Here is a 23,217-nt window from a genome sequence, read left to right on the forward strand (position 1 = left end):
GCGCATGACCGGCTTCATCCTGCGCCGCCTCCTGTGGATGATCCCATCGCTGGCGGCGGTGAGCTTCCTGGCCTTCTTCCTGATCCAGCTGCCGCCAGGGGACTACGTCACGACCTATGTCGCGACCCTAGCGGCATCCAATGAAATCGTGGACCAGCGCACCGCGATGGAACTGCGGGAGCGCTTCGGCCTCAACCAGCCCTTCATCGTGCAGTACTGGCTGTGGATCAGCGGCATCCTGCTGCGGGGTGATTTCGGCCTGTCCTTCGAATGGCAGCAGCCGGTCTCCGGCCTGATCTGGGAACGAATGGGACTGACGCTGCTGCTGACGACCTCGACGCTGATCCTGACATGGGCCATCGCCCTGCCGATCGGCGTGCTGTCGGCGGTGAAGCAATACAGCTTCGCGGATTACTTCTTCACCTTCATCGCCTTCCTGGGTCTCGCCATCCCGTCCTTCCTGCTGGCGCTCGTGCTGATGTATGTGGCGGTGGTGCATCTTGGCCAGGATGTCTCCGGCCTGTTCAGTGAGGCATACCAGACCGCGCCCTGGACGCTCGCCAAGGTGCAGGACTTGTTGGCGCATCTCTGGGTGCCGGTCACCATCCTCGCCGTGAACGGCACGGCGGGGCTGATCCGCATCATGCGTGCCAATATGCTCGATGAGTTGCATCGCCCCTATGTCGTTACCGCGCGGGCCAAGGGGCTCTCGGAATTCTGGCTCCTGGTGAAGTACCCCGTACGCCTCGCGATCAACCCGCTGGTCTCCACCATCGGCTGGATGCTGCCGCAGCTGATCTCGGGTGCCACGATCGTCGCGGTGGTGATGAGCCTGCCGATCGCCGGACCGCTGCTGCTTCAAGCCCTGCTCGCGCAGGACATGTATCTCGCCGGTGCCTTCCTGCTGCTGATGTGCACGCTGACGCTGGTGGGCATGCTGCTCTCCGACATCCTGCTCGCCATGATCGATCCGCGGATCCGGTACGACTGATGGACCAGCCGATCACGACTGCCGCGCCACCGGAACCGCAGCCCGCCGATCAGCGTTTCGCCGTCGCGTCGCAATGGCGGCTGATGTGGTGGAGCTTCAAGCGCCATCGCCTGGCGATGCTCGGTGGCATCATCGTCCTGTTCCTCTATCTGGTCGCCGCCATCCCCGGCTTCTTCGCGATCAACGAACCCGGGCGGCAGAATGCCCGCGCGGTGTTCCACCCGCCGCAGACGCTGCACTGGATCGACACGGCCGAGGACGGATCCTGGCGCTTCCGCCCCCATGTCCAGGCGATGCGCATGGTGCGCGATCCGGTGACGCTGGCGCCAACCTTCCGCCCCGACGGCAACCGCAAGATCTACCTGACCTTCTTTGCCGAGGGGTATGAGCATCACCTGTTTGGATTGATCCCCAGCACCACGCACCTCCTGGCGCCCGAGAACCCGCGCGACCAGGTGTATCTCCTCGGTGCCGACCGGCTTGGCCGCTGCGTCTACAGTCGCATGATGGTGGCGGCGCAGACCTCGTTGATGATCGGGTTGGCAGGTGTGTTCCTCTCGCTGGTCATCGGACTGCTGCTGGGCGGTGTGTCCGGCTATTACGGGGGAAGGATCGACTTCGCCGTGCAGCGGGTGATCGAGTTCGTCCTGTCACTGCCGACCATCCCGATCTGGCTCGCCCTCGGTGCCGCCCTGCCGCAGAACTGGCCGCCGGAACGCATCTACCTCTGCATCACCATCATCCTCAGCCTGGTCGGATGGGCGCAGTTGGCGCGCGTGGTGCGCGGCCGCTTCCTGTCGCTGCGGACCGAGGATTTCGTCACGGCTGCGCGGCTCGATGGCGTTTCGGAAGGTCGCATCATCTTCCGCCACATGCTGCCCTCCTTCGCCTCTCACATCATTGCCTCCGTCACCCTGGCCATTCCGGCGATGATCCTGGCGGAGACGGCGCTGTCCTTCCTTGGCCTTGGCCTGCAACCACCCGTCATCTCCTGGGGAGTACTGCTGCGGGAAGCGCAGAACATCCGGTCGATCGCGACGGCGCCGTGGCTGTTCGCGCCCGGCGGGGCGGTGGTTCTGGCGGTGCTCGCGCTGAACTTCCTGGGCGACGGCCTGCGCGATGCCGCGGACCCGTACCAGAAATGACCGAAGACCTCGCTCTCGACATCCAGGACCTGCACGTCTCCTTCCCGACGCGGGCGGGGCTGGTGCGCGCGGTGGATGGCGTCTCGATGTCGCTGGTGCGCGGCAAGACCACCTGCGTCGTCGGCGAATCCGGTTCGGGCAAAAGCGTGACGGCACGCGCCGTCCTGCAGATCGTCGACCCGCCGGGGCGGATCACGGCCGGGCGCATCCTGCTGCGCCGGCCCGACCAGCCCGAACTTGATCTTGCGGCCCTGCATCCGCGCAGCCGCGCGATCCGCGAACTGCGCGGCCACGACGTCGCGATGATCTTCCAGGAACCGATGTCCTCGCTGTCACCGGTCCACCGGATCGGCGACCAGATTGGCGAGGCGGTGCGCCTGCATCTTGGTGTATCGCGGCGGGAGGCCCGCGCGCGCGCGGCCGAACTGCTGGCGCAGGTGGAGATCCCCAACCCGAAGACTGCCGTCGATCGCTACACCTTCGAGTTCTCCGGCGGGATGCGGCAGCGCGCCATGATCGCCATGGCGCTGGCCTGCAACCCCTCGGTGCTGATCGCGGACGAACCGACCACGGCACTGGATGTCACGACCCAGGCCGAGATCCTGGATCTGCTGCGGCGTCTGCAGGACGAGCGTGGCATGACGATGATGTTCATCACGCACGACATGGGCGTGGTCGCCGAGATCGCGCATGACGTGGTCGTCATGGAACGCGGCCGGGTGCGCGAACGCGGCAAGGTGAGGGACCTCTTCGCCGATCCTCGCGATCCCTATACGCGCATGCTGCTCGGCAACGTGACGAAGCTGGAGCGCCCTTCGGCCATCCGCCTGGCACGACCGGGCCGCCCCGTCGGGCCGTCGGTGTTGAGCCTGCGGGATGTCGAGATGCGCTTCTCCAGCGGCAAGGGTCTGTTCCGGCGCAAGACCACCGAGGTGCGGGCGGTGGACGGCATCTCCCTGGACGTGCGGGCCGGCGAGACGCTCGGTGTGGTGGGCGAGAGCGGTTCGGGCAAGACCACGCTCGGCCGCTGCATCCTGCGCGTGGTCGATCCGACCGGCGGCGCCATCGAGTACCGCCGGCGCGACGGTTCGGTGATCGACCTCGTCACGGCGCGGGACGAGGCGCTGCGCGCGGCGCGCTGCGAGATCCGCATGGTGTTCCAGGACCCCTTCGCCAGCCTGAACCCGCGGATGACGGTTGCCCAGATCGTTGGCGAGCCCTTGCTGGTGAACGGCCTGGCGCGGGGCACCGAACTGCGCGACAAGGTTGCGGCCCTGCTGACGCGTGTCGGGATCGAGCCGAGTTCGGCGGAACGCTATCCGCATGCCTTCTCAGGCGGTCAACGGCAGCGGATCGGCATTGCCCGCGCGCTTGCACTGTCTCCGCGGGTGATCGTCGCGGATGAACCGACATCGGCACTCGACGTTTCGATCCGTGCTCGAATGCTCGACCTGCTGCTCGAATTGCAGGATGAGCTCGACCTCGCCCTCATTCTGATCAGCCACGACATCTCCGTCATCCGCTACATGTGTGACCGCGTGGCCGTGATGCTTCGCGGCCGTGTCGTGGAAACCGGCGAAACGCTTCAGGTCTGCGATGATCCGCAACATGCGTACACGCGGGCCCTGCTTTCGGCCGTGCCGCGTCCGGACCCCGGCGAGCGGCGAATGCATCTGCGGCATCGCTACCGGATGGAGTAGCGCTGGTCCTCGATTGTAGGATCGAGTGTGCGTCGGAGATGAGGAGCACGGATAGGCAGGGTGGTTCCATCCGACGCGTCCGGATCGCAACCACGATCCGTGGCACGCTGCCGCTCAGAATATTCGTCCTCTTGAATATCGCCGAAGACGGCCGCGCGTTCTGCGACGACCGCCTGACATGCGGGCAAACGTGCGCCGCCAAGGTTCCAGCCCACGACCGACGCGCTGCTGGGATGCCCGGCTTTTGATCCCGCGTCGGCCCTCCGGATAAGCCCGCCGGCATGGCCGAGGTGGCGTCGAAGGCATCCCCAAGCCTGGCTTTGCCAGGTTGCCGACGCCAAGTGCCGACGATACGCTTCTTCGATAGGCCGAGGGGGTTGCAGATGCGCCAGGTGCTCGCCGCCATTGTTGCTGTTCTCGCCGCAGCATTCGTCCATTCGGGTCCGCACGCGCAGTCGCTGACGATCGCGGTGCAGCAGGAACCGACGGCGATCGACCCACACTTCCACTACACGGCGCCGAACAACCAGGTCGCCCGCCATATCTTCGACAACCTGATCCACACGGACGCGCGTCTCCAGCCGCATCCGGGATTGGCCGAGTCCTGGCGCATCATCGACGATCGTACCTGGGAGTTCCGCCTACGCCGCGGCGTCACCTTCCATGACGGCACACCCCTGACTGCCGCGGATGTCGCCTTCTCCTTCGACCGCGTCCCCCGCGTGCAGAACAGCCCCGGCAGCTTCGCACTGTTCACACGCGGCAAGACGCTTACCGTCATCGATGATCACACGATCCGCATCGAAACGCCCGGTCCCTATCCGCTGATGCTCAGTGACCTCGCCATGGTCGCGATCGTGTCGCGCCGCGCGGCCGAGGGCGCCGGCACTGAGCAATTCAATGCGGGCACCGCCGCTGTCGGGACCGGTCCGTTCCGCCTCTCCTCCTTCCGGCCCGGCGAGCGGGTGGAACTGACGGCCAACGACAGTTATTGGGGCGGCCGACCTGAATGGCGCCAGGTGACGATCCGCCTCATGCGCGCCAATCCGGCGCGGGTCGCGGCCCTGCTCGCCGGGCAGGCCGACATCATCGATCATGTCCCAACTGCTGACATGGCGCGTCTGCGTGGCACGCCGGGTGTATCGGTGGTGCAGGTGCCGTCCAGCTACATCGTCTTTCTGTCGCTGGACAGCAATCGCGATATCTCGCCCTTCATCCGCGACAACGAGGGCCAGCCGCTGCGGCCCAATCCGCTGCGCGACGCCAGGGTGCGGCGCGCGCTTTCACTGGCGATCAATCGCGATGCGATCGTGACGCGGACGATGGAAGGTGCCGCGGTTCCGGCTGGCCAGCTCGTCCAGGAAGGCTTCCTCGGCTTCGATCCGGGACTGCAGGCCGATCCCTTCTCGCCCGCACGCGCTCAGGCATTGCTTGCACAGGCGGGCTATCCGAACGGGTTCCAGATCACGCTGCATTCGCCCAATGACCGCTATGTGAACGATGCCCGCGTCGCCGAGGCGGTGGCGCAGATGTTCACGCGGATCGGCGTGCGCACGACGCTTGAGACGTATACGCGCAATACCTTCTTCACCCGGGCGACATCCGGAGGAGAACTGGGCACGCCGGAATTCAGCGTCTACCTGACTGCCTTCCCGGCGAATGGTGAGGCGCTGTCAGTGCTGACGGCAACGCTTGCCACGCAGAGCCTTGCCGCCGGGCTCGGGACCAACAACCGCGGGCGATACTCGAACATCAGGCTTGATGCGCGCCTCGCGCTCGCGGCCCGCACCACCGACGATGCTGTGCGGGAAAGGATCCTGGCTGAGGCGCAACGCATCGCGATGGACGACGTGGCGGTGGTCCCGCTGCACTTCCAAGTGAACACCTGGGCCTTGCGCGGCCGCCTCGCCATGGTGGGTCGCGCCGACGAATCCGCCTTCGCCTTCGACGTCAAGCGTCAGCCGTAAAGGACATAGAAGTGCAGGACATCAGCGTCGTCATCACCATGGATTGCGAGCCAAGCACGGCGACCAGCCATCCGAAGGCCACCGGGCCGCGCGACTGGGCGATGGGGGAACGCGCAGTGACCGGCTATGCGGAGATCGCGAAGTCCTATGGCTTCCCATGCACGTTCTTCGTCCATCCCGAGACGATCCTCGCCCAGGCTGATCTGTTCAGATCGCTCGAAGCCGAAGGGCATTGCGTCGGCCTGCATATGCATCCCTGGAAGTATTCCTACGCACGATACGACGGGAAGCGCTTCCGTTGCCATTTCGGCGACCTTGCGGAAGCGGATGCCACGGCGCTGCTTTCGGAGGCAGCCACACTTTTCCACGAAGCCATGGGACGACATCCGCTGTGGTTTCGCCCAGGTACCTTCTCGGCGAACGACAGCACATTCCGGGTGCTGACCGCATTGGGGTTCCGTGGCGGATCGATATCGGCCCCGGAGCGCGTCTATCGTGCAACCCGCTCGGTATGGACAGGCTGCGAACCTGATCCGCATCGGCCGAACGCGACCTTCCGGCAGATCGCGGGGGACCTCGAATTCGGCAACATGCCGCTCTCGGCCGACGTCTCGCAGGTGCTGATAGCCTCCAATGGCAGGCGGATGCCGGCCGATTTCCGGCCGGATACGGATTGGGTAGGCCAGTTCGGCATCACCTATCGCAGCATCGCGGAGAACATCGTGGCTCAAGTCACCGCGCGGGCGCCGGCGGTACCCGTGCTGAATGCCATCAGCCACAACATGTTTGAGTATCGCGATGCGGCCGACCCTTTCACGCAGCGCTTCAAGGAGATGCTGGACGAGATGTGCGCGGCATGCGGCCGCGCCGGCCTTCGACCTGTTGGAACGACGCTCGCCGATGTCGCGGAGCGCGCCATTGGCGTGGTGCCCGAGGAGGAGGAGTTCGCCTTCATCTAGGCTCAGGACTCATTGCTTGAGCCGGAAGGTGACGGCGGCAGCGAGCGTGATGGTGCTGAACAAGGTGTGTGCGCGGCGATCATGGTGCCGTGCAAAGCGGCGCCCGTCCTTGAACCTGCCGAGCATGATCGCGATGCGGTGGCGCTGGCGGTGGAGAAAGGCGTTGTGCGGGATGGGTTGCTTGATACTGCGCGTCGATGGAATGCAGGGTGCGATGCCGCGCGTGGTCAGGGCGTCGCGAAGGTGGGCGATGTCTCAGCCACGATCCACGATTGTTTCCTCCGCCCCGGCTGGGAACCGGGTCTGCATGCGAGCGGCGCCGCGATGATCACTGGCCTGACCTTCGATGAGCAGGAACACAACGCGCCAGCCCTGTCCGTCGCAGGCGGCGTGGGAAAGGACCGGGCAGGCTTGCCGGATGGCATGGCTGAACGCGCTTTTCACCCCGGCTTCCCGTCCGGCCGGGCGAACAGCAGTACCGGGGCGTAGACCGTCAGGTACAGGACAAAGGCCGCGACCCAGAGCACCCCTGCGACCATCAGCGTCACCAATGCCCCGCCGGTGAGCGGCGGCCCGAAGCAGCGCATCAGCGCGGCCAGCGCGATCAGCACATAGGCCAACACAGTGGCCGGGGCGGCGACCAGGTCACGTCCGGTGTGGCCCAGTGCCGCGCGGGTCATCACCGCCACGATCATCAGCGCGAGGGCACCCGCACCCTGCAGGTGCAGCCAGTTCACCGCCCATGGCATGCCACCCAACAGGAAGGCCGCCTTGGTGGCCAGCGCCAGCGGCACGAAGGCGTAGGCGAGGTGCAACACCCAGACGATCGGCAGGCCGAGCGTCCGCAGCCCGTGCCAGCGCGAGAGCCGAAGCCCGACCAGGATCGCCGCCAGTGCTGCAACGCCACCGGCCGCCATGCTGTCCGGCAGGACAAGGTCGATCACCACCACGCTGAGCAGGGACAAGACCGCGGCACGGTCGACGCCTGGCAGCGGCGCAGGCTCGGCCGGCCTGCCAGTCTTGCGCAGGGCGTTCAGGGTGAAGGAAGGCACGATGCGCCCGCCGATCAGCCCGACCAGGGCGAGGGCCGCATTGGCCGACAGCAGTTGCCCCAGCCGCCAGGTGTCGGCTGCCCACCAGCCGGCAGTCCCACCCAGCATGAGGAGGTCGCCGCCCCAGAACAGCAGCACGATGAGGGGCGGGCCGAACAGCCTTGGCTGCCCGGCTTTCGCCAGGGAGGGCAGCAACAGCAGCAGGAGCGTCGGCAGGCCCGCCAGCGCGATGGCGACGGCGATGCCCGTCGGCAGGGGCGAGCCGGGCAGCAAGGCGAGGCGCCCGGCCAGGACGACCGTCACCAGGATGGCCAGCGATGCACCGGCATGGCCGCGCCGCCCGGTCCAGTTCGGCACGGCGGTCAACAGGAAGCCGACCATCGCGGCGCCGACGAAGCCGGCCAGCATCTCATGGCCGTGCCATCGCACGAGCGGGAGCGGCCCTTCTGGCACCGGCATCCCGGACAGCGCAGAGGCCCAGAGCGCCACGCCCAACAGGGCCCAGATCCCCGACAGGAGAAAGAAGGGGCGAAATCCTTGGGCCAGCAGGGCGAAGCGTAGCCCGCGCCTTGGCGCGGCGACGGACGCCACGCCACGACCGGGCGGATTTGTTGCTGCACTCATTGGCATGCCTGCCTTCGGGACATTGGGGGCGGCGCTGGCGTGCTCCGCGATGACGGATCAGACGAAAGGAAGGACCGCCAAGACGCCGATGAAGTTCCACACCAGCATGTTCACGAGCGAGCGGAGCATCGTGCGGCTCTCGGGATCGGCGATGTGAAGGGCGTCGCTGACGAGATTGCCCGGGAGGAGGAAGAGACGGAGCGGCGTCATGGTGGCCCTTTAAGGTCTATGTTGCATCAACCTTATGGGCGCTTAGTGCTTGAAAAGCAATATATAATATGTATCTTTAGCTCATGCGCCTGACCGTCCTGACCGACTACTCCCTCCGCATGCTGATCCACCTGGCGGTGAAGCCGGGTGGGCGGGCGACCATCGCCGAGGTGGCGACGGCCTATGGCATCTCGGAAGCGCATCTGATGAAGGTCGCGCATCTGCTTGGGCAGTCCGGCCATGTGAACACCGTGCGCGGGCGTGGAGGCGGGCTCGCGCTGGGGCGGCCCGCGGCCGAGATCACGGTCGGCGACGTGGTGCGGCAGATGGAACCGGACATGGCGGTCGTGCCGTGCCTGGCGGGCGGGGCCTGCGTGATCATGCCGGCCTGCCGCCTGAAGCGCACGATGCATGAGGCGCGGGAGGCGTTCCTCGCGGTGCTGGATGCCACCACCCTCGCCGATCTCGCCCAGTCCGGCGGGCAGTTGCAGGACCTGCTGGGAATCGCGGCCTGAAGACGGGCCAAGCCGCCAACCTTGCCGGGTGGGCGCGACCTGTTGCTGCGCCGGATCCACGCTTGAGGATGCATCGGAGATCGATTCGGTTGGGGCAGATCCTGATCAGATGGAATCACCTGATCGGGTGAAGATGCTCTCAAAACAATAGGCCGGAGCATGCGGCGTGAGTGCATGCGAACGCAGCATGCTCCAGGCGCCGCCCGATGAATGGCTGGCGGCGTCAGCAGAGGTGATCACCGGAGCAGCGGCTTTCCACCCAAACCTCGCGCAGACCTGCGCCGACCGCGTCGCAGAGCCGCGGCGGGCCATTGCTTTCGGGAAGGGGCAGGGCGTCCTGGAGGCCGCACGGGCTTGGTCGGCACGTTGTTCGCCACGCCAGGCGACGCACCTGACGATCCGCCCGGCATCGAACTGGTCGGGCAGCTCATGGACATGCAGAAGGCCGCCGGCGCTTTTCCCAGCGGAGACGACGCCAGGAGCCACGATCCCGTTTCTGGCTTGTCTTCGTGTTCGGCAATGTGGCCATGAGGGAGCGCGGCCCCTCCAGCCGTTCACCGGCGCGGCGCCGCCCGCTTGATCTCGGCGAGGATCGCCCATACCCGCTCCGCGTCCATCCGCGTCTCGGGGTCGTTCAACAGGCGGTCCAGCTCCGCCATCCGCCGCTCGATCTCGGCCTCCGACATGCAACCCTCCAGGCCGCGATCTCCGGCGGCATGATGCAGACAGTGACCGTGAAAAGTGCCTGAATCGTGGAAAGGTTACGGCCGCGGCCGGGCAGGATGCGGTGACGTGGCTTACCCGCGGCAGAGGATCTGGAACACCGCCGGCGCGACCGCCGCCGAAACCGCCCGGGCGCCGGTACCGGCACCATGCGCGCCGCGCTCGGGCCGCACGCCCTGCTCGGCAAGGAAGCCTTCCACCTGGTCGGCGCGGATGGCGAAGTTCACGCCCTGCGGCAGGGAACCCGTGGCGCGCAGCACGGCGATGTCGTTCAGCCGCCCGACCGCCACGCCCAGCAGCAGCCCGGCATCATCCACCGCCGGCCCGCCGGAATTGCCCGGCTGCACCGCGGCATTCATCTGGAAGCGGGATGCGTCGCCGCCGGGCCCGGCGAGGCCGGTGACGATCCCGTTGGTTACGTTCAGCCCGGTGCCGAGCGCCTGGCCATAGGGGAAGCCGAAGACCAGCACCGTCTCGCCGAGGTCGACCGCCGCGCGGTCGCGGAAGCGCACGACCGAGGGGAAGCTGCGCCCCACATTGATGAGCGCGAGGTCGCGCCGGCGGTCGGATGCGATGACGCGCGCCTGGCGACCCTGGTCGTCCACCACCGTGCGGCAGCCCTGCACGACATGGGCGTTGGTCACGGCAAGCCCATTGGCGGTGACGGCGAAGGCCGACCCGGTGCCGATCGCGCGCCCTTCACGCGGCGGGGTGGGGGCTTCGGCGACGCTGGTGCCCTCGCCAGGCTTGCCGGCGGGCGGGCCAGCAGCCGCGGCGCCAGGCGCACCTTCGGTCGGCATCGCCCGGCCGTCCGGCAGCCGGACATACTGGGCGACAGGTGCCGTGCCGCCGCCATAGTCGGTGACGATGGTGCCGTCCGCCGGCGCGCCAGGTTGCGGGGCGGTGGCCGACGGCGCCTCGCCCAGCGGCGCACAGGCGGTGGCGAGCAGCAGCAGGACCAGGCTGGGGGCGTAACGCATCTGCGCCAACAGATTGGGAGCCGGGGCCGCCGGCGAAAGGGCGCGCGACGCGGCCGGGCGCGGCGTCACGCCGCCTGCCGTGCCGCCGGCACCGCGCGCATCCGCCCGCCCGGCACCGCACCGGGAATGGCTGCCGCCATGTCGGCGGCGACCAGCAGCCGGTTCCAGTCGATGCCCGTCGTCACGCCCATGCGGCGGAACATCCAGGCCAGGTCCTCGGTGGCCACATTGCCGGTGGCACCCGGCGCGAAGGGGCAGCCGCCAATGCCGCCCGCGGCGGAGTCGAATACGCGGCAGCCGGCTTCCCAGGCGGCGGAGACATTGGCGACGCCCATGCCGTAGGTGTCATGCCCGTGGAAGGCGAAGCGGTTGCCCCAGGCGCCGATGGCGTGGCGGAAGATGCGGGAGACCTGGTCGGGGCTCGCATTGCCCGTGGTGTCGGCGAGCGCGATCTCCATATCGGGATCCAGGGCGACGATGCGTTCCACCCAGGGCAGCACCTCCGCTTCGGGCACCACGCCGTCGAAGGGGCAATGGAACACACAGGACAGGTTGAAGCGGATCTTCGTGCCCTTCGGCGTGTCGCGCACCAGCTTCGCCAGTTCGTCGAAGGATTCCTCCCGCGTGCGGTTGAGGTTCGCCTTGTTGTGCCCGGCGGTAGCCGACATGAAGAAACCGAGCCGGTCGGCGCCGTGCTCGATCGCGCTGTCGAAGCCGCGGCGGTTCGGCACCAGCACGGTGGATTCAAGGCCGGGCATCCGCTTGCAGGCGGCGAGCACGACCTCAGTCTGCGCCATCTGCGGGATCGCCTTGGGCGAGACGAAGGAGCCAACCTCCATGCGCCGCAGCCCGGCATCGTAGCAGGCCTGGATCAGGGCGATCTTGGCCTCGGTCGTCACGAGCGCGCCGGTGATCGACTGGATGCCGTCGCGCGGGGCGACCTCGCTGATGATGGCGGTCTCGGGCATGCATTCCTCCTGGTCTCGACGACCATTTTCCCACTTCTGCGTCGGCGGCGCGAGGGGGGCTGCGATCAGCCCCGCCGCAATGCCCGCAGCGTGGCGAAGGCCAGCGCCGTCTTCACCAACGTGCCCGGCACGAACAGCATGAAGCCGGCCATCATCGCTCGTTCCATGCCGACAAAACCCGCCAGCCAGATCACACCCGGCACGAACAACACCAGATGCGCGGCGGCCAGCACGGCGGCCTGGCGCAGCGCGCCCCGCCCCGCCTGTCCGGCGATCCAGGCCGCCGGCAGGAAGCCCAGCAGATAGCCCGCCGTCGGCCCCGCCAGCACGGGCAACCCGCCCGCACCGCCGGCAAAGACCGGCAGGCCGGCCGCACCCTCGGCGAGGTACAGCGCGACGCTCGCCACCCCCAACCGTGATCCGCCCAGCGCGCCCAGCAGCAGCACCGCCAGCGTCTGCAGCGTCGCCGGCACCGGCCACATGGGCAGGCTGACCTGCGCCGAGGCGGCCAGCACGGCCGAACCGAGCAGCGCAAAGCCCCAGAAGCGCGCCATCGCGGCGCTGCGCGTGGCCGTGTTCGTCATGGTCGTCATGGGATGTGTCCTTCGTATTCCGTCACGCCGAAAGCGGCGCGGTCTCCCCGCGATCGAGCGCAGCGAAGACCTTTTCGTTATGCGCACCCGCCGCCACACCCGGCCAGCGCACCATTTCCCGCGGGCTCACCCCATCAAACCGGAACGGTGCCGCCGGGTGCAGCACCTGGCCGAGCAACGGGTCCGCTACCTCCATCACCCAGCCGCGGTCGCGGAAATGCGGGTCGGTGGCGCAATCGGCCATGTCGAACAGGCGTGAACAGGGCACCTCAGCGGCTTCCAGAACGGCTTCCGCCTCGGCGCCCGTCCGCGTCCGCGTCCAGTCGGCGATGGCGGCGTCGAGTTCCGCGACATTCTCGCAACGCCCGGCATTATTGGCGAAGCGCGGGTCGGCGGCCATCGCCGGCTGGCCGATCGCACCCATCAGCCGCTTGAAGATCAGGTCGGAATTGCCGGCGATGCACAGCCACTTCCCGTCCGCGCAGGGATAGGTGTTGGTGGGTGCCGCCGTCTTGATCGCCGCGCCCTGCGGCTGCCGCACCCAGCCGAACAGCCCGTATTCCGGCAGCATCCCCTCCATCAGCGAGAAGACGGACGACACCAGGTCCACATCGACCACGCGCCCCTTCGCGGCCGGGTCGCCCTTCACCTGCCAGCAGGCTGCGACCACCGCCATGGCGCAGTACATCCCCGCCAGGTCGTCGCTGATCGACACCCCGCAGCGTGGCGGCGGATACTCGGTCTGGCCGGGGTTGGCGGTCAGGTGGCGCAGGCCCCCCATCGCCTCCCCGATCGCGCCGAAGGCCGGCTTATCGCGATACGGCCCGTCCTGGCCGTAGCCGGAGATGCGCCCGATGATCAGCCGCGGATTCTCCGCATGCAGCACATCCGGCCCCAGTCCGATGCGCTCGAGGTAGCCGGCGCGGAAATTCTCCACCAGCGCATCCGCGCGCTTCAGCAGCGCCACCAGCTTCGCGCGGTCATCGGGCTTCTTCAGGTCGAGCGTGACCGACAGCTTGTTGCGCCCATGCACGCTGAACCAGACGGCGTTGCCGTCCACGCTGGACCCCCAGCCGCGCACCGGATCGCCGTCGGGCGGTTCCACCTTCACCACCTCGGCGCCGAGATCGGCCAGCAGCCGCGTGGCGAAGGGTGCCGCGATGTAGTGGCCGAGTTCGACGATCTTCAGCCCGGCGAGGGGCAATCTGGGCGCATGCGTCATGGCCTGATCCAATAGAGCAGATCGCCTGCGGCTGGAATCAGCCCTGTGCGTGGGGATCGCCAGAGGCGATGTCCCGACTGCGCGCGGTCAATCCAGGACAGACACGCGCGGATGCTTCGATCGTTCCGTCGCGCCGGCAACGCTTCGGCAACCCGTGCGGGCGCAGGCTGCGCGAGCCGGGGCGCTTTGGCGCCGCGGCACCCTGGACGGCCCGGGTTCCTCCCTGCCCGGTGCCCCGGTCCGACTTCTGGGCCGCCAGACTTCGGGGGCGGCACCCCGACGGTGCCGCCCCCAACTTTTTTGTTCTACGAAACGATCCTTGCTGCATCGCAACCGCACCGTGCGGCACAGTGGCGTCCTCACGACCGAGATGAGGATGGACCATGACCCCGGATCAGACGCGCATCGTGCAGACGACGTGGAAGCAGGTCGTACCGATCGCCAACACCGCCGCCGACCTGTTCTACGACCGGCTGTTCGAGCTCGACCCCACCACCCGCCCGCTGTTCAAGGCCGAGACCCTGCCGGAACAGAAGCGCAAGCTGATGACCATGCTCGGCACCGTGGTCGCCGGCCTGTCCCGGCCACAGGACATCATCCCCGCCGCCGAAGCCCTGGCCCGCCGCCATGCGGGGTATGGCGTGGCGGATAGCCAGTACGACAGCGTCGGCGCCGCGCTGCTCTGGACGCTGGAACGCGGCCTGGGGCCGGCCTGGACCGAGGAAGCCCAATCGGCCTGGCTCGCCGCCTATACGCTGCTGGCGGGGGTGATGCGGAAGGCGGCGGCCTAGACGGAGGCACCAGAGAGGGGCGTTGCCCCTCTCCGGACCTCACCCCACCAAAGGCCTAAAGGCCTCTGGACACCTCGACCGGGCGCCGCGCCGCGGTCAGCACCACATGGCCCGCAGGTTTTTGGCCCAGCGATGGGCCGAATCCCGGCGCAAGGCCCATCGGTCGCATCTCCAACGCTGAACCATGCCGCCCGGTGCCAAAAGCCCGCGGTCCAGGGGCCCGATGGCCCCTGGCGGGGTGGTTTGGAGGGGCAGCGCCCCTCCAACCTGCCACGCGCCCGCCCTACCCCTGCCATCCTCCTCGGCTAACTTCCGCCCCTGGCCCTTTTGCGGCAGTTTGCCGCCAAGCAGGCACAAGGATGGCTGGGGCATGACCGAGGACGAGGCGCTCGCCCGCGCGGCGGGTCTGGGGGACAAGTGGCGCGACCGGACGGCCGAGATCGCAGAGGCGACCGCCCATGCGCGCCGCCTGGCCGGCGCCTTCACACGCCCCGCCGATGAGCGCGCAGAGCCGATCCCGGCCTATGCCGTGCCGGTCGCCCGCTGATGGCCTCGCAGCCGCATGAACTGACGCTCGCCGAAGCCTCAGCGGCCATCGCCCGCCGGCGGATCTCGCCGGTCGAATACCTCGACGCGCTGCGCGCGCGGTTCGACGCGTTGGAACCGCGACTCAACACCACCATCCTCCCGCTGTGGGACGATGCGCGGGAGGATGCGAAGAAGGCCGGGCGGCGCATCGCGCGGTCCGGTCCGCGATCGCCGATCGATGGCCTGCCGATCGGGCTGAAGGACATCATCGACCTGGCCGGGCAGGTCACCACCTGCCATTCGCGCCATCTGCTCGACAACCGGAAGACGGCCGATGCGGCGGTGGTGACGAAGCTGCGTGCGGCGGGGGCGGTGTTTCCGGCCAAGCTCGCCACCCATGAATTCGCCATCGGCGGGCCGGCCTTCGACCTGCCCTTCCCGCCGGCGCGCAACCCCTGGAACACGGCGCATCATCCGGGAGGGTCGTCATCGGGCTCCGGTTCCTCGGTGGGTGCGGGCATCCTGCCGGCAGCGCTCGGCACCGACACCGGCGGATCGATCCGGCACCCGGCCAGCCATTGCGGCATCGTCGGCATGAAGGCGACCTACGGGCTGGTGTCGCGTCGCGGTGTCTTTCCGCTGGCCTTCACGCTCGACCATGTCGGGCCGATGACGAAGGACGTTGCCTCCAATGCCATGCTGCTCGGCGTCATCGCGGGGCATGACGCGGAGGACCCGGGCAGCGCCGCGCGCCGCGCGGAGAATTACGGCCGCCACATGAAGAAGGGCCTGAAGGGCCTGACCATCGGCTTCGTCCGCCATTTCCATGAGGCCGACCAGCCCGCCACGCCGGAAATATCCGCCGCCTTGGAAACCGCGGCGAAACTCCTGGCGAAGGAGGGTGTGAAGATGAAGATCGTCACCCTGCCGTCGCTCAACGAATTCGCCGGTGTCAACCGCGCCATCCTGCTGTCGGAAGCCGCTGCCATCCATGGGCGGTGGCTGCGCGATACACCGGAGGGCTATTCCGACCTGACCCGAAAGCGCCTCGCCCCCGGCCTGTTCGTCCGGGCGGAGGACTACGTCCAGGCCCAGCGCCGCCGGCGTGAATTGATCGCCGCGGTGGAGGATGCCTTCGCCGGCGTCGACCTGCTGTTGACGGCCAGCAGCATGGACCCCGCCTGCCGCATCGACGACCCGGCAGCGGTCGAGATCACCTATCCACGCCAGGCGCGCACCCCCTTCAACGTCACCGGGCACCCGGCGCTGACGCTGATGTGCGGCCTGTCGAAGGAGGAGGGCCTGCCGCTCGCCCTGCAACTGGTCGGGCGCTTCTTCGAGGAGGCGACGATCTACCGCGCGGCGGCGGCATATGAACGTGCCGCACCCTGGAAGGACCTTCGCCCCGCGCCGTGAGGCGCGCGCGGCGACATGCCATGAGCCCCGACAGCGTCTCGCTCAGCCGGCCGGTGCAGGCAGCATCCGCGCCCGGGCTCGCGCTGCGGTCCCCACGGGTGCGCTGGCTGCTGCGGGGCGCGACGGTGCCACTGCTGCTGCTGGTCGCGGCCGCGCTGCTGCGCGCCTTCGCCTTCGTCCCGGCGGTGATCGACACCGACGAAGGCCTGTACATGGTGCAGGCGCGCGAATGGCTGAACGGCAACTGGCCGCTGGTTGGCGTGTGGGACATGCATCCGGTCGGCGCGCCGGCGCTGTTCTCGGCCATCATGTGGCTGTTCGGCGAGGGCATCTGGGTGCCGCGCCTGCTTGGCGTGATCACCACCTGGCTGACCGCCTGGGCGCTGTTCGCCATCGTGCGCTTCGCCACCGCGCCGCCCGCGCTGGGGCTGGCGGCGGGGCTGCTGTATCTCGCGCACACCACGCTGCTCGGCGGCCTCGCGACCAATACCGAGATCCTGTTCGCGCCGCTGGTCGCGTGGTCCATGGCGCTCGGCTTGCGGGCCGTGCGCCGTGCGCTGGAACATGACGAGGCGCCGCCCTTCGGCAAGATCCTCGGCATGGGTGTGATGATCGGCTGCGCCCTGGCGATCAAGCCGGTCGCGGTGTTCGAGGGCTGCCTGGCCTGGGCCCTGCTGGTCGGCCCGGCCCTGCTGCGCGGGCTGATCTCCTGGCGGCGCGTGCTGGCTTATGCGCTGTCCTATGCGGCGCTCTGCGCCATGCCGACGCTGCTGCTGGGGTTTGCCTATCTGCTGCGCGGCGAGCTGGACGCCTTCGTCACCGGCACCTTCATCGCACCGCTGCGCTATGCCGGCGAACGCATCGGGGTGGGCGACGCCAGCCGCTTCGTACTGATCGTGGTGATGATCCTGTTGTGGGCCTTCGCGCTGGTGCCGCCGGCGCTGATCCGCGCGCGGGTGAAGCACGGTCCGGTCGCGCTGCTGCGCTGGGTGGCGATCGCCTGGTTCATCGCCGCCACCGGGGCGGTGATCATGCCAGGCATGTACTACCAGCACTATTTCCTGATCTGGCTGCCGCCGCTCAGCCTGCTCGCAGCGCTTGGCGCGCGCCGGCTGGCGCGGGCGGCGCGGCCGGGCCTCGTCGTCTCCGCCTTCGCGCTTCTGGTCGGCGGGGTCGCGATGGATGCATGGCGGTCCTCGACCGTGCCGATGCTCTATGGCGCGGTCGGCCTCGGCGGACCCGACCCGGTTCGCGAGGTTGCCGCCGCCATCCGGCGCGAGATCGATCCGGGCGACCCTGTCTGGGTCGTGAACTACCACCCGGCGCTGTACGTGATGTCGGGGGCCGGGCTGGCGACGCGCTACGCCTTCCCGGGGCAATTGGTCGGGCCGTATTGGCGCGTCACCGGCATTGACCCGAATGCCGAGGTCGAGCGCATTCTGGCGAGTAATCCGCAGGTCATCGTGGTCGATCGCGGCTGGTGGCCGCGCGTGCGCCCCCGCATCGCGGCCATGATCGAGGAAGCCCTGGCCGACCGCTACGACCTTGCCTCGGTGGTCTATGAGGAACGCGGGCCGGTCGAGGTCTGGCGCTTGCGCTGAAGCCGGCGGATGCCGGTTTCAGCTGGTTTTTCATGTGTCCCCCGGACGCCGGGCGGCCCGCCTCCGCGCGCCTTGGCTTCGCGCCCTGTACTGGTGCGCCGGGGGCCGCGGTCGATCTGGGCGCGGTCGCGCCGCGCGCTCCCGATACGGAGCATCGCGAAGTCCGTCGCAGCCGTTCATGCCGAGGTTGGACGATCGACCATCGCCACGGCCATCGACAGCACCGACAGCAGCAGCCCCACGGCGAAGATCGCGGCATGGCTCTCCCCGGTGGCACCGAAGATCGCCGCCATCGCGAAGCCGGTGGCGGCCTGCGCCACGGCAAAGGCCGCGGTAGTACGTACCCAGACCACACCCGCCTGGGCCCCGGCGCGTTCCCGTGCTGCGGCCAGCGCCACGGAGGTCACGCCCACCGCCGCCACCCCCGACAGCAAGCCGGAGACGACCAGCCACGCGACCCCCGGCAGCAGAGCGGTGCCGAGGGCGACGACCTGCACCGACAGCGCCACCACCATGGCCCGCCGCCCACCCAGCCGATCCGCCAGCGCCCCACCGGCCAGGCTGCCGGAGACGGCGCCGATGCCGAACACCACCCACATCAGCCCGCCGGCCCGCACCCCGAGCCCATGCCCGCGCGCCGCGAAATCCGCCAGATACACCATGGGCGGCACCAAACCCGCCCCCGACAACCCGTAGGACAGGACCAATCGTCCAACCGGCGGCAGCCCCCCGTGCATCTGCGCCGCGGGAGCGACCGGCGGCGCCGGCCAGAAGCGCCGCGCCGCCAGCCAGAGCACAACCGTGGTCGCCGACAGGCCAAGCCAGGCTGCCGGCACGCCGTACCCGACCAGCGCCGGCACCAGCAGCGCACCGAGCGTGATCCCGCTGCCCACCCCGAGCAGCACAATCCCGCCCGCCACGCCACGCCGCTGCGCCGCCACCACCGACTGCACCGCCGGCCCCGTCAGCCCCATCAACACCCCGCCCGCGACACCCGCCAGGCAACGCCACAGCCCGAGCCAGGCCAGCCCGCCCTGCCAGGCACAACAGGCCGCCGCCAGCGCCGCCAGCGCCATGCCGGCATCGAGCGCACGGGGGATCGACAAGGCCCGCCCCACCCGCGGCGCCGACAGCGCACCGATCAGGTAGCCGGTGAGGTTGATGGCCCCGAGCAGGCCCGCCCCCGCGCCATCCACCCAGCCCGCTGCGACCATCGCGGGAAACAGCGGCACATAGGCGAAGCGCGCCAGGCCGATGCCGGAACAGGTTGCGGCGGCGCCGGCCAGGGCAGGGGCGATGAGCGGGCGGGTCATGCCGGGCCGAATCGCCGCGCGGGCCGAAGGCGCAGCGCCCGTCCATTGCGGCACCGGCCACGAGGCGGTGCGATAGCTCCAGGGGCCCGGCCAGCCGAAGCCGCACGGTCGCGATGTTGCTTAGGGCTGGGCCTGCGCCGCGCGAATCGCCCGTCGCAGTTTGGCCACCCCGGTACGCGGGTGCCCCGTATCGCACAGCCGCATGCCGTCCTCGGCCATCCGGCGCACCACCTCGTCCTGCGCACCGGGAAGCACGACCAGCCGGTGAACGAGTTCGACGCAGTATTCGCGGCTATCTGTGGTGACCCGTGGCATCGGTTCACCACCGGCAACGAGGTCACTTGTCCCGAACAGCAAGGCCAAAGGCAACAAGGCACGCATCGATCGCACCATGCGGTGCCCTGCCTAGCCGCCCGGTGACGGCTGCATGAACCCCCGTTCATAGGTCGCCCGTGCCCATCACGCCCCGCCGAGCCGCATCGCCACCCGCAGCCCCGGCGGCTGGGCACCCCGGACCGCGTCCTCCAGCACGATGTCCCCGCCATGCAGGTGCGCCACCGCCTGCACCAGCGACAGGCCAAGCCCCGAGCCAGGCGTCCCGCGCGAGGCATCGGCACGGAAGAATCGTTCCCCGGCGCGGGCGCGTTCCTCGGGCGGCAGGCCGGGTCCGGTATCGGCGACGGCCACCTCGATTGCATCCCGCGCACCGGCGCGGGCGGACAGCCGGACGGTGCCGCCCGGCGGGGTGAATTTCAGCGCATTGTCCAGCAGGTTGCCCGCCGCCTGCGCCAGCAGGTCGCGATCGCCCACCACGTCGAGCCGCTCGGGCAGGTCGGTCTCGATCACCTGGCCGCGGCTTTCGGCGACCACGCCATAAAACTCCGCGACATCGGCGAGCACCGGCACCAGATCGATCGGCGCGAAGGCGGCACGGCGGGCGCCCGCCTCGGCCTCGGCGATGCGCAGCAGCGCCTCGAACACGCGGGTGATGTTGTCGAGGTCGGTGATGCCCTGTTCCATCGCCGCCCGCAGTGCATCGGCATCGCCGGCATCGGCCAGCGCCTCCTCCAGCTTCGCGCGCGCCCGAGCGATCGGCGTGCGCAGGTCGTGCGCGATGGAATCCGATACCCCCCGGATGCCTTCCATCAGCCGGTCGATGCGGTCGAGCATCGCATTCATGCTCTCCCCCAGCCGGTCGAATTCGTCATCCCGCCCCGAGGAGGGGACGCGGCGCGACAGGTCGCCGGCGGCGATCGCGCGGGCCGTCTGCGCGGCCGGGCGCAGCCGGTGTTCCAGCGCGCGGCGCAGCACTGCCGCGCCGACCAGGGCGAACAGCGCCGCGGCGGCGGCCGACCAGGCGATACCCTCCGCCAGCAGGTCGCGCAGGCGCTGCTTTTCCTCGACGTCACGGCCGATCAGCACGCGGTATCCATCGAGCTCGATGGTGTAGGTGCGTGCCTCGACCTGCACGCCCTCCCGCATCACCAGCGCCACCGACCAGTCGCCGTCGCCGCCCGCTTCCGACGGCCAGCGGTCGAGATTGCCGGCCAGGCGCCGCCCGGCCGCATCGACCATGACGTAGATGGCGTGGTTCTCGACATCGGCGGCGAGGCGCTCGGCGATCGCCTCGGCCACAGCGGAAGGGCCGGCCTCGCGCCAGCGTTCGGCCAGGCCATAGGCGTCGGTGCGCAGCGCCGCATCGGTCTGGCGGTCGAGCGAGCCGGCGGTGGCGAACCACAGCACCAACGCGAACAACACTGCCGAAGCGCTGAACACACCGGCGAAAAGCAGCGCGAAACGGAAGGAGGCGCTGCGCAGGAAACGCAGCAAGGGGTCCCAGGCGCCGGGTACTGGAGCGGTGGCGTCAGCCATGGGGGGGTGCGCAGGATATGGAGGGGCGCTGCCCCTCCAAACCTCCCCGCCAGGGACCAACGGGTCCCTGGACCGCGGGGACTTGGCGCCTTGATGGTTGGGCAGCGCAGATGATGGGCCGGGCGCCGGTAAGCATGTCCCGCTGCGGAGCAGGATTCGCCAGGATCAACTCGTTCCAGCCGTGGCGCCCGGCGCCGAGTCGAGGTGTCCAGAGGCCCTTAGGCCTTTGGTGGGGGAGGCCCGGAGGGGGCAACGCCCCCTTCGGTTCTTCCACCCCCACCCTCTCACGCCTCGGCGCGGATCATGTAGCCCGCGTTGCGCACGGTGTGGATCAGCGGCTTGTCGAAGCCCTTGTCCACCTTCTGGCGCAACCGGCTGACATGCACGTCGATCACATTGGTCTGCGGGTCGAAGTGATAATCCCACACTTTCTCGAGCAGCATGGTCCGCGTCACCACCTGCCCGGCATGGCGCAGCAGGTGTTCGAGCAGGCGGAACTCGCGTGGCTGGATCTCGATGCGCTTGCCGCCGCGGGTGACGGTGCGCGACAGCAGGTCCATCTCGAGGTCGGCGATCTTGAGCTTCGTCGCCGGTGCATCGACGGTCGGCCGGCGCGCCAGTGCCTCGACGCGGGCAAGCAGCTCGGCGAAGGCGAAGGGCTTGACCAGGTAGTCGTCGCCGCCGGCCTTGAGGCCCTTCACGCGTTCGTCGACCGCGGAAAGGGCCGACAGGAACAGCACCGGTGTGCGGTTGTGCTGGCCACGCAGCGTCTCCACCAGGCGCACGCCGTCCACGCCGCCGGGCAGCATGCGATCCAGCACCAGGATGTCGAACTGCTCCGATGCCGCGAGGAACAATCCATCGCGGCCATTGCCGGCGTGCTCGACCACATGGCCGGCTTCCTGAAGGCCCTTGCGCACGAAACGCGCGACCTCGGCATCATCCTCGACCAGCAGGATACGCATGCGCCCTTGTCCTCAACCTTCGTTCGGCCGTCGGCCGATCTGCACGGCGATGTCCTGGCTGCGCCCGCCGCGCAGCAGCGTCAGGCGCACCGTCTCACCGGGTGGCAGCACGGCCACGCCGCGCACCAGGGCACGCGACGTCGCCACCGCCTCGCCGTTCAGCGCGGTCACCAGGTCGCCCTGGCGCAGCCCTGCACGGGCGGCGGGGCTGCCGCGCTCCACGCCCATGATCACCGCGCCGCGCTGCCGGCGGCCCTGTTCCTCGGCATCCGCGACCGACACGCCAAGCCAGCCGCGATCGACCCGCCCGCCTCGGATCAGTGCCTCGACCACCGGCCGCGCAAGGTCGGACGGCACCGCGAAGCCGATGCCGGCGGAGGCGCCGGAGGGCGAGTAGATCGCCGTGTTGATGCCGATCACCTCGCCCGCCATGTTGAACAGCGGCCCGCCGGAATTGCCGGGGTTGATCGGCGCGTCGGTCTGGATGAAGTCGTCGAACGGACCGGCGCCGATGTCGCGCCCGCGCGCCGAGACGATGCCCACCGTGATCGAGCCGCCAAGCCCGAAGGGATTGCCCGCGGCCATCACCCACTGGCCCACCCGCATGGTGGCCGAATTGCCCAGCGAAACCGCCGGCAGCGCCGTGCGCGCGGTGATCTTCAGCAGCGCAAGGTCGGTCAGGTCGTCCGCCCCCATCACCCGCGCCGGATATTCGGTGCCGTCCTGGGTGGTGACGATCACCCGGGTCGCGTTGCCCACGACATGGCCGTTGGTGACGACGATGCCCGAGGGCTCGATGATGAAGCCCGACCCGGCGCCCTGCACCAGATGGCCGCCTCGGCGACGTTCCGCCGGCGTGCCGCGCTGTTCACCGCCCTCCCGGCTGGTCACCTGGATGCTGACGACGGCCGGCAGCACGCTTTCCGCCAGGTCGGCGAAATCGGGCAGGCCGCGCTGCGCCACGCCGGGGCGTGCGCAGGCGACCAGGGCGGTGGGCAGCAGCAGCGCAAGGCGGCGCGACAGCGGCGGGGACTGCGACTCGGCAGGGAGGGAAGGCTTGTTCACGGCGTCCAATCTGCGCT

The 23,217-nt window shown here is 69.2% G+C and carries 23 protein-coding genes; 11 read left to right on the plus strand and 12 right to left on the minus strand.

The window, feature by feature from the left end:
• Positions 1–4: 4 nt before the first annotated feature.
• The 6 genes from AAFN86_RS24975 (at position 5) to AAFN86_RS25000 (ending at position 7,251) form a co-directional block, all read left to right on the plus strand.
• Positions 5–991 carry an ABC transporter permease gene (locus AAFN86_RS24975; RefSeq protein WP_347546313.1) on the plus strand — a complete coding sequence of 329 codons (987 nt, stop codon included), beginning with the start codon at positions 5–7 and terminating at the stop codon, positions 989–991.
• The gene (locus AAFN86_RS24980) at positions 991–2,136 is read left to right on the plus strand and encodes an ABC transporter permease (protein WP_347546314.1); all 1,146 of its coding nucleotides are present in this window, start codon (positions 991–993) and stop codon (positions 2,134–2,136) included. Before AAFN86_RS24975 ends, AAFN86_RS24980 begins: the two co-directional genes overlap by 1 nt.
• Entirely contained in the window at positions 2,133–3,836 is a 1,704-nt protein-coding gene (locus AAFN86_RS24985; protein WP_347546315.1) for an ABC transporter ATP-binding protein, read from the plus strand. Before AAFN86_RS24980 ends, AAFN86_RS24985 begins: the two co-directional genes overlap by 4 nt.
• A 383-nt stretch (positions 3,837–4,219) precedes the next feature.
• On the plus strand, positions 4,220–5,803 hold the full coding sequence (locus AAFN86_RS24990) for an ABC transporter substrate-binding protein (RefSeq protein WP_347546316.1): 1,584 nt from the start codon (positions 4,220–4,222) through the stop codon (positions 5,801–5,803).
• Between the two features lie 11 nt (positions 5,804–5,814).
• Positions 5,815–6,762: a polysaccharide deacetylase family protein gene (locus AAFN86_RS24995; protein ID WP_347546317.1), complete on the plus strand. Its 948-nt coding sequence runs from the start codon at positions 5,815–5,817 to the stop codon at positions 6,760–6,762.
• Positions 6,763–6,774: 12 nt separating this feature from the next.
• A complete protein-coding gene (locus tag AAFN86_RS25000) occupies positions 6,775–7,251 on the plus strand; it encodes a hypothetical protein (RefSeq protein WP_347546319.1) in 477 nt (158 codons plus the stop codon).
• Here AAFN86_RS25000 and AAFN86_RS25005 read toward each other — a convergent pair.
• A complete protein-coding gene (locus tag AAFN86_RS25005; protein ID WP_347546320.1) occupies positions 7,203–8,438 on the minus strand; it encodes an NnrS family protein in 1,236 nt (411 codons plus the stop codon). The two genes, AAFN86_RS25000 and AAFN86_RS25005, sit on opposite strands and share 49 nt — an antisense overlap.
• Before the next feature lie 57 nt (positions 8,439–8,495).
• Positions 8,496–8,648, minus strand: coding sequence for a hypothetical protein (locus AAFN86_RS25010; protein WP_347546321.1), 153 nt, complete (start codon positions 8,646–8,648; stop codon positions 8,496–8,498).
• 83 nt (positions 8,649–8,731) lie between these two features.
• Between AAFN86_RS25010 and AAFN86_RS25015 the strand changes: the two genes are divergently transcribed.
• Positions 8,732–9,163 (plus strand): Rrf2 family transcriptional regulator, encoded by a 432-nt coding sequence (locus AAFN86_RS25015; protein WP_347546322.1) that lies wholly within the window; start codon positions 8,732–8,734, stop codon positions 9,161–9,163.
• 554 nt (positions 9,164–9,717) lie between these two features.
• Here the strand turns inward: AAFN86_RS25015 and AAFN86_RS25020 are convergent.
• From AAFN86_RS25020 to AAFN86_RS25040, 5 genes are all read right to left on the minus strand, one after another.
• Positions 9,718–9,849 carry a peptide chain release factor 1 gene (locus tag AAFN86_RS25020; protein WP_347546323.1) on the minus strand — a complete coding sequence of 44 codons (132 nt, stop codon included), beginning with the start codon at positions 9,847–9,849 and terminating at the stop codon, positions 9,718–9,720.
• Positions 9,850–9,960: 111 nt separating this feature from the next.
• Positions 9,961–10,866, minus strand: a complete 906-nt coding sequence (locus AAFN86_RS25025) for a trypsin-like peptidase domain-containing protein (RefSeq protein ID WP_347546324.1) — start codon at positions 10,864–10,866, stop codon at positions 9,961–9,963.
• A gap of 65 nt (positions 10,867–10,931) precedes the next feature.
• The gene (locus AAFN86_RS25030; RefSeq protein WP_347546325.1) at positions 10,932–11,834 is read right to left on the minus strand and encodes a hydroxymethylglutaryl-CoA lyase; all 903 of its coding nucleotides are present in this window, start codon (positions 11,832–11,834) and stop codon (positions 10,932–10,934) included.
• Positions 11,835–11,899: 65 nt separating this feature from the next.
• Positions 11,900–12,427, minus strand: coding sequence for a biotin transporter BioY (locus AAFN86_RS25035; protein WP_347546326.1), 528 nt, complete (start codon positions 12,425–12,427; stop codon positions 11,900–11,902).
• A 22-nt stretch (positions 12,428–12,449) separates the two neighbouring features.
• Complete coding sequence (locus tag AAFN86_RS25040; protein ID WP_347546327.1) at positions 12,450–13,649, minus strand: CoA transferase; 1,200 nt, start codon at positions 13,647–13,649, stop codon at positions 12,450–12,452.
• A 383-nt stretch (positions 13,650–14,032) separates the two neighbouring features.
• On the opposite strand from AAFN86_RS25040, the gene AAFN86_RS25045 reads away from it, so the two are divergent.
• The 4 genes from AAFN86_RS25045 (at position 14,033) to AAFN86_RS25060 (ending at position 17,985) form a co-directional block, all read left to right on the plus strand.
• Positions 14,033–14,440 carry a globin family protein gene (locus tag AAFN86_RS25045; protein WP_347546328.1) on the plus strand — a complete coding sequence of 136 codons (408 nt, stop codon included), beginning with the start codon at positions 14,033–14,035 and terminating at the stop codon, positions 14,438–14,440.
• A 370-nt stretch (positions 14,441–14,810) separates the two neighbouring features.
• Entirely contained in the window at positions 14,811–14,987 is a 177-nt protein-coding gene (locus AAFN86_RS25050) for a hypothetical protein (protein WP_347546330.1), read from the plus strand.
• On the plus strand, positions 14,987–16,384 hold the full coding sequence (locus AAFN86_RS25055) for an amidase (protein WP_347546331.1): 1,398 nt from the start codon (positions 14,987–14,989) through the stop codon (positions 16,382–16,384). The genes AAFN86_RS25050 and AAFN86_RS25055 overlap by 1 nt, the downstream gene beginning before the upstream one ends.
• 20 nt (positions 16,385–16,404) lie before the next feature.
• Positions 16,405–17,985: a glycosyltransferase family 39 protein gene (locus AAFN86_RS25060; protein ID WP_347546332.1), complete on the plus strand. Its 1,581-nt coding sequence runs from the start codon at positions 16,405–16,407 to the stop codon at positions 17,983–17,985.
• A gap of 176 nt (positions 17,986–18,161) precedes the next feature.
• On the opposite strand, the gene AAFN86_RS25065 is transcribed toward AAFN86_RS25060, so the two are convergent.
• The 5 genes from AAFN86_RS25065 to AAFN86_RS25085 form a co-directional block, all read right to left on the minus strand.
• Positions 18,162–19,298: a YbfB/YjiJ family MFS transporter gene (locus AAFN86_RS25065; RefSeq protein WP_347546333.1), complete on the minus strand. Its 1,137-nt coding sequence runs from the start codon at positions 19,296–19,298 to the stop codon at positions 18,162–18,164.
• Positions 19,299–19,418: 120 nt separating this feature from the next.
• A complete protein-coding gene (locus AAFN86_RS25070) occupies positions 19,419–19,691 on the minus strand; it encodes a hypothetical protein (RefSeq protein ID WP_347546334.1) in 273 nt (90 codons plus the stop codon).
• Positions 19,692–19,757: 66 nt separating this feature from the next.
• Positions 19,758–21,170 (minus strand): HAMP domain-containing sensor histidine kinase, encoded by a 1,413-nt coding sequence (locus AAFN86_RS25075; protein WP_347546335.1) that lies wholly within the window; start codon positions 21,168–21,170, stop codon positions 19,758–19,760.
• Positions 21,171–21,454: 284 nt separating this feature from the next.
• A complete protein-coding gene (locus AAFN86_RS25080) occupies positions 21,455–22,135 on the minus strand; it encodes a response regulator transcription factor (RefSeq protein ID WP_347546336.1) in 681 nt (226 codons plus the stop codon).
• Positions 22,136–22,147: 12 nt separating this feature from the next.
• Positions 22,148–23,200 (minus strand): trypsin-like peptidase domain-containing protein, encoded by a 1,053-nt coding sequence (locus AAFN86_RS25085; protein WP_347546337.1) that lies wholly within the window; start codon positions 23,198–23,200, stop codon positions 22,148–22,150.
• Between the last annotated feature and the right edge of the window lie 17 nt (positions 23,201–23,217).

The organism is Roseomonas sp. CAU 1739, assembly GCF_039839775.1.
In the GTDB taxonomy this organism is placed as follows: Bacteria; Pseudomonadota; Alphaproteobacteria; order Acetobacterales; family Acetobacteraceae; genus Neoroseomonas.